Annotated in this window: 8 protein-coding genes; 6 read left to right on the top strand and 2 right to left on the bottom strand. The window is 68.6% G+C overall.

Annotated features, from left to right (window positions below):
• The first annotated feature begins 318 nt into the window (after positions 1-318).
• The gene (locus K2X24_RS20705) at positions 319-2,481 is read left to right on the top strand and encodes a malate synthase G (RefSeq protein WP_292500651.1); all 2,163 of its coding nucleotides are present in this window, start codon (positions 319-321) and stop codon (positions 2,479-2,481) included.
• Positions 2,482-2,549: 68 nt separating this feature from the next.
• Here K2X24_RS20705 and K2X24_RS20700 read toward each other — a convergent pair whose 3' ends face one another.
• Complete coding sequence (locus K2X24_RS20700; protein ID WP_292500650.1) at positions 2,550-4,616, bottom strand: protein meaA; 2,067 nt, start codon at positions 4,614-4,616, stop codon at positions 2,550-2,552.
• A 566-nt stretch (positions 4,617-5,182) separates the two neighbouring features.
• On the opposite strand from K2X24_RS20700, the gene ccrA reads away from it, so the two are divergent.
• On the top strand, positions 5,183-6,460 hold the full coding sequence (gene ccrA, locus K2X24_RS20695; RefSeq protein ID WP_292500648.1) for a crotonyl-CoA carboxylase/reductase: 1,278 nt from the start codon (positions 5,183-5,185) through the stop codon (positions 6,458-6,460).
• Positions 6,461-6,487: 27 nt separating this feature from the next.
• On the opposite strand, the gene K2X24_RS20690 is transcribed toward ccrA, so the two are convergent.
• Positions 6,488-6,655, bottom strand: a complete 168-nt coding sequence (locus K2X24_RS20690; protein WP_181017318.1) for a hypothetical protein — start codon at positions 6,653-6,655, stop codon at positions 6,488-6,490.
• Positions 6,656-6,826: 171 nt separating this feature from the next.
• Here K2X24_RS20690 and leuD point away from each other — a divergent pair, with 171 nt between their 5' ends.
• The 4 genes from leuD to K2X24_RS20670 form a co-directional block, all read left to right on the top strand.
• Positions 6,827-7,429 (top strand): 3-isopropylmalate dehydratase small subunit, encoded by a 603-nt coding sequence (gene leuD, locus K2X24_RS20685; RefSeq protein ID WP_292500645.1) that lies wholly within the window; start codon positions 6,827-6,829, stop codon positions 7,427-7,429.
• A 330-nt stretch (positions 7,430-7,759) separates the two neighbouring features.
• Positions 7,760-8,920, top strand: coding sequence for a lytic murein transglycosylase (locus K2X24_RS20680; protein WP_292500654.1), 1,161 nt, complete (start codon positions 7,760-7,762; stop codon positions 8,918-8,920).
• Positions 8,917-9,303: a RidA family protein gene (locus tag K2X24_RS20675; protein WP_292500644.1), complete on the top strand. Its 387-nt coding sequence runs from the start codon at positions 8,917-8,919 to the stop codon at positions 9,301-9,303. The genes K2X24_RS20680 and K2X24_RS20675 overlap by 4 nt, the downstream gene beginning before the upstream one ends.
• A 13-nt stretch (positions 9,304-9,316) precedes the next feature.
• Positions 9,317-10,147 (top strand): NAD-dependent epimerase/dehydratase family protein (locus K2X24_RS20670; RefSeq protein ID WP_292500642.1); only part of this gene is annotated, 831 nt, incomplete at its 3' end.

Here is a 10,147-nt window from a genome sequence, read left to right as displayed (position 1 = left end):
ACCCTTCCGCTACCTCCTCTTCAAGGACGTCAACCGACACGCCCCCCTCGCACCCGCACGGGCCGCCCGATGAGCGGTGGGGGACCGGGCGCGACGCGAGGCCCCGTGGCCCGGCACTGACCGCGCGCCGGCAGCGGCCGGATTTGTCGATGCCGTTCGGCGCGTCTATTGCGTGGGCCCTCAGACGCCGGTTCGGAGCTTTCCGCGGCCTGGTTGCCGGGGCTTCGCCGTTTCAAGCGCGTGCGACGCAATATCGGCGGTTGGCGACGACCGCAGTCGGTGGCATTCCACACCAAACCCACCTTGAGTGAATCGACGATGGATCGAATGAATATCGGCGGCCTCGCCGTCGCCCGCGTGCTCTACGACTTCGTGGCGGACGAAGCGCTGCCGGGCACCGGCATCTCGCCCGAGGTGTTCTGGGGCGGCCTCGGCGCGATCGTACGAGACCTGACGCCGAAGAACCGGGCCCTGCTCGCCAAGCGCGACACGCTCCAGGCGCAGCTCGACGCCTGGCATCGGGAGCGCGCCGGCAAGCCGTTCGATGCTGCAGCCTACAAGGCCTACCTGAAGGAGATCGGCTACCTCCTTCCCGATCCCGGGCCGGTGGCGGTGCGGACGGAGAACGTCGACGACGAGATCGCCCGGATCGCGGGCCCGCAGCTCGTCGTGCCGGTTTCGAACGCCCGCTACGCGCTCAACGCCGCCAATGCCCGCTGGGGCTCGCTCTACGACGCGCTCTACGGCACGGACGCGGTGTCGGAGGAAGGCGGCGCGGTCCGCAGCGGCGGCTACAACCGCACGCGGGGCGCCCGGGTCGTCACCCGCGCCCGCAGCTATCTCGACCGCTTCGTGCCCCTGGCCGGCGGCCGCCACGCCGACGTGGTCACCTACGCCGTCGAGGATGGGGCGCTCGTCGGCAACATGAACACCGGCGAGACCGTGCCGCTCGCGCGGCCGGACCTGTTCGTGGGCTATCGCGGCCGGGCCGGCATGCCCGCCTCCCTGCTCCTGCGCCACAACGGGCTGCACGTCGAGGTCGTCATCGACCGGACGCACCGGATCGGCCGCTTCGACGCGTCCGGGGTCGCCGACATCCTGCTGGAATCCGCGATCTCGACCATCATGGATCTGGAGGATTCCGTCGCGACGGTCGATGCCGACGACAAGGTCGTCGTCTACCGCAACTGGCTCGGCCTGATGACCGGCGCCCTGACGGCGTCCGTCGCGAAGGACGGCCGCACCCTGGAGCGGCGCCTCAACCCCGACCGGCACTACATCGCACCGAACGGCGGCGAGGTGGTGGTGCCCGGCCGCTCGCTGATGCTGGTGCGCAACGTCGGCCACCACATGGACACCGACGCGGTGCTCGACGCCGAGGGCCGCGAGATTCCCGAGGGGATGCTCGACGCCGCGGTGACCGCGATGATCGCGATCCACGATCTCAAGGGCGAATCCGGTCTGCGCAACAGCCGGCGCGGCTCGGTCTACATCGTCAAGCCGAAGATGCACGGGCCCGAAGAGGTCGCCTTCGCGGTCGAGCTCTTCGAGCGGGTCGAGGCCATGCTGGGTCTCGAGGCCAACACCCTCAAGATGGGCATCATGGACGAGGAGCGCCGCACCACGGTCAACCTCGCCGCCTGCATCGCGGCCGCGGCCGAGCGGGTGGTGTTCATCAACACCGGCTTCCTCGACCGGACCGGGGACGAGATCCACACCGCGATGGAGGCCGGCCCGGTCATCCGCAAGAACGACATGAAGGCGACGCCCTGGATCAAGGGCTACGAGGAGAACAACGTCGATGTCGGCCTCGTCTGCGGCCTGCTCGACCGAGCGCAGATCGGCAAGGGCATGTGGGCGGCCCCCGACGCCATGGCCGACATGCTGATGCAGAAGGGCGCGCATCCGAAGGCCGGCGCGAGCACGGCCTGGGTGCCGTCGCCCACCGCCGCGACGCTGCACGCGCTGCATTACCATGAGACCGAGGTGCGGGCGCGCCAGGCGGAACTCGCCCGCCGGCCGCGCTCGGCCCTCGACGAGATCCTCGAGATTCCCCTGGCCCGCTCGAACTTCGCCCCCGACGACGTGGCCCAGGAGATCGACAACAACGTCCAGGGCATCCTCGGATACGTCGTGCGCTGGATCGACCAGGGCGTCGGCTGCTCCAAGGTTCCGGACATCCACGATGTCGGGCTGATGGAGGACCGGGCGACCCTGCGGATCTCGTCCCAGCACATCGCGAACTGGTTGCACCACGGCGTCGTCAGCGAGGAGCAGGTGATGAGCGCGCTCAAGCGGATGGCGAAGGTGGTCGACCGCCAGAACGCCGGCGATCCGCTCTACCGGCCGATGGCGCCGGATTTCGACGGGCCCGCCTTCCAGGCGGCGAGCGATCTCGTGTTCAAGGGCCGCACCCAGCCGAACGGGTATACGGAGTGGATCCTGACCGAGCGCCGCCGGGCGGCCAAGGCGGCCCGGTGATTCAAGCGCCCACGCCTCACATCCGACACCGCACCGCGGGCCGTCGGATGTGAGGTGGGCCTGCGGCGTCAGAACACCCGCTCGGCCGTGTCGCCGCGCGGGGTCGCGCCCGCGATGCCGGCCTTGGCGTCGGCCTGCTCGGCGGCACGCTTGTCGAGGGCGCGCTCCACCACCTTGGCGATGCCCACCATGATGGTGTCGAGGACGTAGTCCTTCGGGGTGTAGACCGCCGTGACGCCCATGTTCTTGAGCACGAGTTCGTCGTCCGGCGAGATGATGCCGCCGACCACCAGGGGGATGTGGTCGAGGCCCGCCTCGCGCATCTTCGCCCGGACGTCGCGCACCAGCGGCACGTGGCTGCCCGAGAGGATCGACAGGCCGACCACGTGGGCACCGGTGGACTTGGCCTTGGCGACGATCTCCGCCGGTGTCTGGCGGATGCCGTCGTAGGTCACGTCGAAGCCGACGTCGCGGGCGCGCAGCGCGATCTGCTCGGCGCCGTTGGAGTGTCCGTCGAGGCCCGGCTTACCGACGACGAGCTTCGGGGTCTCGCCGAGGCGCTCGCCGAGGTCCGCGATGAGGAGCTTGGCGTCCTGGGCCGCCCCCGAGGAGATCGTCTCCAGGGTGACGCCGGTGGGCGCGCGGTACTCGCCGAAGACCTGGCGCAGGCGACCGCCCCACTCGCCAGTCGTCACGCCGGCCTTCGCCGCCGCGATCGAGACCGGCATGATGTTGGCCCCCGAACGCGCCGCGGCCTCGAGGTCGTCGAGGGCCTTCTCCACCGCCTTGCCGTCGCGCTTGGAACGCCACTCGCGGATGCGCTGCTCGGCCTCCATCTCCACCGTCTCCGAGACCGTGAAGATCGCACCCTCGCCGGCTGTGAGGGGCGAGGGCTCGCCGGCCTGGAACTTGTTGACGCCGACCACGACCTGATCGCCGGTTTCGATCGCCGAGATGCGCTTGGCGTTCGATTCCACGAGGGCGCGCTTCAGGGCCCCGGTCTCCACCGCCGCCACGGCGCCGCCGATGCCGCCGATATCATCGAGGGCCTTGCGGGTCTCGGCCTTGAGCGCCTCGACCTTGGCGTCGATGACTTTCGAGCCGTCGAAGATGTCGTCGTATTCGAGGAGATCGGTTTCGAAGGCGAGGATCTGCTGCATGCGCATGGACCATTGCTGGTCCCAGGGACGCGGCAAGCCGAGCGCCTCGTTCCAGGCCGGCAGCTGCACGGCCCGCGCCCGGGCGCGCTTGGAGAGCGTAACGGCCAGCATCTCGATGAGGATGCGGTGGACGTTGTTCTCGGGCTGCTGCTCCGTCAGGCCGAGGGAGTTCACCTGGACGCCATAGCGGAAGATGCGCTTCTTCGGATCGGTGATGCCGTAGCGCTCCTGGGCGATCTCGTCCCAGAGTTCGGAGAACGCGCGCATCTTGCAGATCTCGGTGACGAACCGCATGCCGGCGTTCACGAAGAACGAGATTCGGCTGAACACGTCGGCGAAGCTCGCCTCGTCGAAGTCGGGGTCGTCGCGCACGGTGTCGAGCACCGCGATGGCGATGGCCAGCGCATAGGACAGTTCCTGCACCGGCGTCGCCCCGGCCTCCTGCAGATGGTAGGAGCAGACGTTCATCGGGTTCCACTTCGGCACTTCCTTGGTCGTGAACAGGATCACGTCCTTGGTCAGGCGAAGGGAGGGTGCCGGCGGGAACACGTAGGTGCCGCGCGAGAGGTATTCCTTGATGATGTCGTTCTGCGTGGTGCCCTGCAGACCCGCGAACGGCGCGCCCTGCTCCTCGGCCACCGCGAGGTAGAGCGACAGCAGCCACGGCGCCGTGGCGTTGATCGTCATCGAGGTGTTCATCTGCTCGAGCGGAATCTGGTCGAACAGGGTCCGCATGTCGCCGAGATGGGCGATCGAGACGCCGACTTTGCCGACCTCGCCGCGCGCCAGCTCGTGGTCGGGGTCGTAGCCGGTCTGGGTCGGCAGGTCGAAGGCCACCGAGAGGCCGGTCTGCCCCTTGGCGAGGTTGCCCCGGTAGAGCGCGTTCGACTCCTTGGCGTTGGAATGACCCGCATAGGTGCGGATGATCCACGGCTTGTCGCGCTTGGTCTCGGCGACCGCTGCCTGTCCGCTCATCCCGGAACACTCCCTCAAGACTGAATTTGATGTGATCTCAAATTGCATTTGACTGCCTTCGACCACTTGCCGCGCACCCTAGCGAAGGGCGTTCGCCGCGTCATCAGCACCAAGGGCCATCCCGCGCGGGCTCGGTGCGGAAGCTTCGGGCCCCGTGGCACACGTTTGGGCGATCGCATCGCCCCGGACCCGCTTCCTCCAATTGGAAGACGCGCGCTGGGCCCGCCCCGGGACGCGCGTCCGCCCGACCCCGGTGAGCCACCGGGAATCCGGACTTGGACATTGGTACAAGGCGCCCCCCTTCCCGGCCGGGGCGCCGTGCGAAGCCTGGGGATCGGCACCTGCCCGACCGAGGCCGGTGAGTCCAGTCCAGGGAGACTGCTAAAGGCCCGTCGCACCACGAAAATATTGAATACAGAAAGGCATCGGGGCGGACGATGCCATCTTGGTGTGGATCGTAAGCTTTCTTATCCGGGACCAAAAAGATTCTTGCCCGTTCGGGGTCTTGGAGGGCCCCGGGTTCGCCGATATAGCGGTCAGCACAAGAAGTAACGGGGAGAGCCAAGATGGCTGCGAGCGCTGCGTCGAGCACGACGGAAATCAAGGATCTGTACGAGATGGGCGAGGTGCCGCCCCTCGGTCACGTGCCGGCGAAGATGTATGCCTGGGCGATCCGGCGCGAGCGCCACGGACCGCCGGAACAGTCCCACCTGCTCGAGGTGCTCCCCGTCTGGGAGATCGGCGACGACGAGGTGCTGGTCTACGTCATGGCCGCCGGCGTGAACTACAACGGCGTCTGGGCCGGCCTCGGCGAGCCGATCTCGCCCTTCGACGTGCACAAGGGCGAATACCACATCGCGGGTTCGGACGCTTCCGGCATCGTCTGGAAGGTCGGCGCCAAGGTGAAGCGCTGGAAGGTCGGCGACGAGGTCATCATCCACTGCAACCAGGATGACGGCGACGACGAGGAGTGCAACGGCGGCGACCCGATGTTCTCGCCCTCGCAGCGCATCTGGGGCTACGAGACCGGGGACGGCTCCTTCGCCCAGTACTGCCGGGTCCAGTCGCGCCAGCTCATGGCCCGGCCGAAGCACCTCACCTGGGAGGAGGCGGCCTGCTACACGCTGACCCTCGCCACCGCCTACCGCATGCTGTTCGGCCACGCGCCCCACACGGTGCGCCCGGGCCAGAACGTCCTGATCTGGGGCGCCTCGGGCGGCCTCGGCGTGTTCGCGGTGCAGCTCTGTGCAGCCTCGGGCGCTAACGCCATCGCGGTGATCTCGGACGACACCAAGCGCGACTACGTCATGAGCCTGGGGGCCAAGGGCGTGATCAACCGCAAGGAGTTCGACTGCTGGGGCCAGCTGCCGAAGGTGAACAGCCCCGAGTACAACACCTGGCTCAAGGAAGCCCGCAAGTTCGGCAAGGCGATCTGGGAGATCACCGGCAAGGGCAACGACGTCGACATCGTTTTCGAGCACCCGGGTGAGTCGACCTTCCCGGTCTCCACCCTGGTGGCCAAGCGCGGCGGCATGATCGTGTTCTGCGCCGGCACCACCGGCTTCAACATCACCTTCGACGCCCGCTACGTCTGGATGCGCCAGAAGCGCATCCAGGGCTCGCACTTCGCCCACCTGAAGCAGGCCTCCGCCGCCAACCAGTTCGTGCTCGACCAGCGCATCGACCCGTGCATGAGCGAGGTCTTCCCCTGGGACAAGATTCCCCAGGCCCACACCAAGATGTGGAAGAACCAGCACGCGCCGGGCAACATGGCCTGCCTCGTCAACGCGCCCCGCGCCGGCCTGCGCACGGTCGAGGACGTGATCGAAGCCGGAAAGCGCTAAGCTTTCCGCCTTACCAAGATGCTCAGATCACCTGCCCTTCTCGGAGGGCAGGTGCTTTGCGTATTCCTCGCGCTCTTCCTTCTGCTTGATGAGATCCGCGTAGGCCTGGCGCATCTCCGGCGATACCGTCACCGAGCGGGCCTTCTCCTTCTTGCGCTTGGGCGCCTTCTTGAACTGGTTCGTGGTCTCGGCCATCCCTGCCCCCGTGCGTCCGCTCCGATGAGCATAGGCGCGTTGCGCGACGATCGCGAGACGTGGATCTCCGTCTTTCGGTAGCGCCCCCCGACTGTTAGATGTCGCCTCAAGCGCCCCCGCCCATCCCCGGACGGGCCGGGCGCGCATCGCGAGACCACGGCGACCGGCATCATGGAAAAGTTCACCACCCTGGAGGGCGTCGCGGCGCCCATGCGGATCATCAACGTCGACACCGACCGGATCATCCCGAAGCAGTATCTCAAGACGATCAAGCGCACCGGCCTCGGCAAGGGCCTGTTCTCCGAGATGCGCTACCGCGACGACGGCTCGGAGAATCCGGATTTCGTCCTCAACAAGCCGGCCTACCGCAACGCCCGAATCCTCGTCGTCGGCGACAATTTCGGTTGTGGCTCGTCCCGCGAGCACGCGCCCTGGGCACTCACGGATTTCGGCATCCGCTGCGTGATCTCCACGAGTTTCGCCGACATCTTCTTCAACAACTGCGCCAAGAACGGCATCCTGGCGATCACGGTCTCGCCCGAGGAACTGGAGAAGCTGTTCGAGGATGCGGAGCGGGGCTCGAACGCCACCCTGTCGGTGGACCTCGAGGCCCAGACCATCAAGGGTCCGGACGGCGGCACCCTGCACTTCGACATCGATCCGGGCCGCAAGGAGAGCCTCCTCAACGGCCTCGACGAGATCGGTCTGACGCTGATGCGGGCCCCGAAGATCGATGCCTACGAGCAGAAGCTCGCCGCGCGCGGCTTCGCCTGACCGCCGCCAGCCTCGGGCGGACCCGCGACGGGTCCCTCCCCGCCTCATGGTCGGGCGATGGCATGGACCGACGCACCGTCATCCCGGATCGCCACGGGCGATCCCGGAAGCCAGAGCCGCCGAACCGTGTGAGATCCACCACCAACTGAAGGTCTTCACGCCAGCGGCCGACGGCAGCGAGGCGGGCCGCTCCGATCATTTCGCCCCACGCTCAACCGTTCGTTAACCCTGGTATCGCCTGAATCGGCGCTCACATTCTGTGCGAACGCATTGGCGGAGATCACGATGGCATTCGGCCGACCGGGCAAGACGGCGACCCTCTCCCTCGGGATGGCCGCGACCCTCCTGACGCTCTCTGCGCCCGCCCGCGCCGATTTCCAGGACTGCCTTGCAGGGCTGCAGGCTCAAGCCGCGGCGCAGGGCATCTCGGCCCAGACCTTCCGGTCCGCGACGGCCGGCATCGCCTACGACGAGAAGGTGCTCGAACTCTCCCAGGCCCAGCCCGAGTTCAAGACCCCGATCTGGGACTACATGGCCGCCCTCGTGGACGAGGAGCGGGTAGACGACGGCAAGGCCGCCATGCGCCAGCATGCGCAGGCGCTCGCCAACGCCGAGGCCCGCTACGGCGTCGACCGACACACCATCGCGGCGGTCTGGGGCGTCGAATCGAACTTCGGCAAGAACCTCGGCAAGATGCCGCTGGTGCAATCCTTCGCCACCCTGATCTGCGCCAATCATCGCCGGAAGGACTTCTTCAAGGGCGAGTTGATGGCCACCCTGAAGATCATCGAGCGCGGCGATATCGACCCGTCCCGCCTCAACGGCTCGTGGGCCGGCGCCTTCGGGCAGACCCAGTTCATGCCGACCACCTACCAGCGCCTCGCCGTCGACGGGGACGGCGACGGCCGCCGCGACCTCGTCGATTCGGTCCCCGACGCGGTGGCCTCCACGGCCAACTTCCTGCGGGTCGCGAAGTGGAACAACGGCCAGCCCTGGGGCTACGAGGTGAAGGTCCCGCGCGGCTTCCCGGCCGGGTCCGCCGGGCGCAAGAACAAGAAGGCGATCGCCCACTGGGCCTCGCTGGGCGTCACGCGCATCGACGGCCGTCCGCTCTCGGGCGAGGGACCGGCCGGCATCCTGCTGCCCGCCGGTGTCGACGGCCCGGCCTTCCTGGTGACGAAGAACTTCGACGCGCTCTACTCCTACAACGCCGCGGAATCCTACGGCCTCGCCATCGCGGTCCTGTCCGACCGCCTGCGCGGGCGCGGCGGCATCCAGGCCGAGTGGCCCACCGACGATCCGCCCCTGTCGCGGGCCGAGCGCCGCGACCTCCAGGCGCGCCTGACCAAGCGCGGCTTCGATGTCGGCGAGCCGGACGGCAAGGTCGGTTCGAAGACGCGCGATGCGATCAAGGAGGTCGAGCGCAGCCTCGGCATGCCGGCGACCGGGCGCCCCGGCGCGAAGGTGCTCGAAGCGCTCCGGCGCGGATGAGCGAACGACGGCTCATCGGTTCCGGCTCGCCGTTCGAGGCGGCCTACGGCTATTCCCGCGCCGTGGTGCAGGACGGCTTCGTCTTCGTCGCCGGCACCACCGGCTACGACTACGCCGCCATGACGCTGCCGGACACGGCCACCGACCAGACGGAGGCCTGCTGGCGCACCATCGCGGCGGTCCTGGCGGAAGCGGGCGCCTCCCTCGGCGACATCGTGCGGGCGACCTATTACGTCACGGACCGCTCCGAGGCCGACGCGATCCTGGGGGTCTGCGGGCGCGTGCTCGGCGCGATCAGGCCGGCCGCCACCATCGTCGTCGTCGCGGGCCTGTTGCGCCCCGAGATGAAGGTGGAGATCGAGGTCACCACGAAGCGATCATAGGGAGGGCACAGGCTTGGCCGCACGCCTCATCGCACTGACGGGGGCCACGGGCTTCATCGGGCGCCATCTCCTGAGAAGCCTGTCGGACCGGGGCTACCGGGTGCGCGTCCTGCTGCGGCGCCCGGTGGAGGTGCCGGAGGGCGCCAGCAGCGCCGTGGTCGGCGACCTGACCCGGCCGATGAACATGGCGGCGGCACTGGCGGGCGTCGATGCCGTGGTGCACTCCGCTGGCCTCGCCCAGACGATGTCGGGCACGCCCGAGGACGATTTCCGATCTTCGAACACCGAGGCGACCCTGCGCCTCGCGGAAGCCGCCGCGCGGGCGCGCGTGCAACGCTTCGTCTTCCTGTCCTCGATCCGCGCGCAAACCGGGATCTCGGCGCCGGGCATCGTCACGGAAACCGATCCGCCCGCCCCGACCGACGCCTACGGCCGATCGAAGCTCGCGGCCGAAGAAGCCCTCGCCGGAACCGGCCTGGACTGGGTCGCCCTACGCCCGGTCCTGGTCTACGGCGCCGGCGTCAAGGGCAACGTCGCCACCCTGATGCAGTTGGCGCGCACCACCGCGCCCCTGCCGTTCGGACGCCTCGATGCCCGGCGCTCCCTGGTCTCCGTGGAGAGCCTCGCCGAGGCGGTGGTCACGGTGCTGGAGGCCCCGGGCCCCTTGCGTCGTCCGCTCATCGTGTCCGAACCCGAAGCCCTGAGCGTGGCGGAGATGATCGGCGCGCTCCGTGCCGGTCTCGGGCGATCCCCCGGTGTGATCCCGGTGCCGGCTCCGCTCCTCGCCCTCGCCTGCCGACTCGCCGGTCGGGAGGAATCCTACGCACGGCTGTCGAGCAGCCTC

It is taken from the genome of Methylobacterium sp. (genome assembly GCF_019750675.1).
Classification (GTDB): Bacteria; Pseudomonadota; Alphaproteobacteria; order Rhizobiales; family Beijerinckiaceae; genus Methylobacterium.
The sequence above is the reverse complement of the archived record's forward strand: the minus strand, read 5'-3'. Positions and strand labels throughout refer to the sequence as shown.

Excerpts from the sequence above, each read along its gene's own strand:
- K2X24_RS20705 (WP_292500651.1), top strand. The coding sequence starts at position 319 with ATGGATCGAATGAATATCGGCGGCCTCGCCGTCGCCCGCGTGCTCTAC.
- K2X24_RS20700 (WP_292500650.1), bottom strand. The coding sequence starts at position 4,616 with ATGAGCGGACAGGCAGCGGTCGCCGAGACCAAGCGCGACAAGCCGTGG.
- ccrA (WP_292500648.1), top strand. The coding sequence starts at position 5,183 with ATGGCTGCGAGCGCTGCGTCGAGCACGACGGAAATCAAGGATCTGTAC.
- K2X24_RS20690 (WP_181017318.1), bottom strand. The coding sequence starts at position 6,655 with ATGGCCGAGACCACGAACCAGTTCAAGAAGGCGCCCAAGCGCAAGAAG.
- leuD (WP_292500645.1), top strand. The coding sequence starts at position 6,827 with ATGGAAAAGTTCACCACCCTGGAGGGCGTCGCGGCGCCCATGCGGATC.
- K2X24_RS20680 (WP_292500654.1), top strand. The coding sequence starts at position 7,760 with ATGGCCGCGACCCTCCTGACGCTCTCTGCGCCCGCCCGCGCCGATTTC.
- K2X24_RS20675 (WP_292500644.1), top strand. The coding sequence starts at position 8,917 with ATGAGCGAACGACGGCTCATCGGTTCCGGCTCGCCGTTCGAGGCGGCC.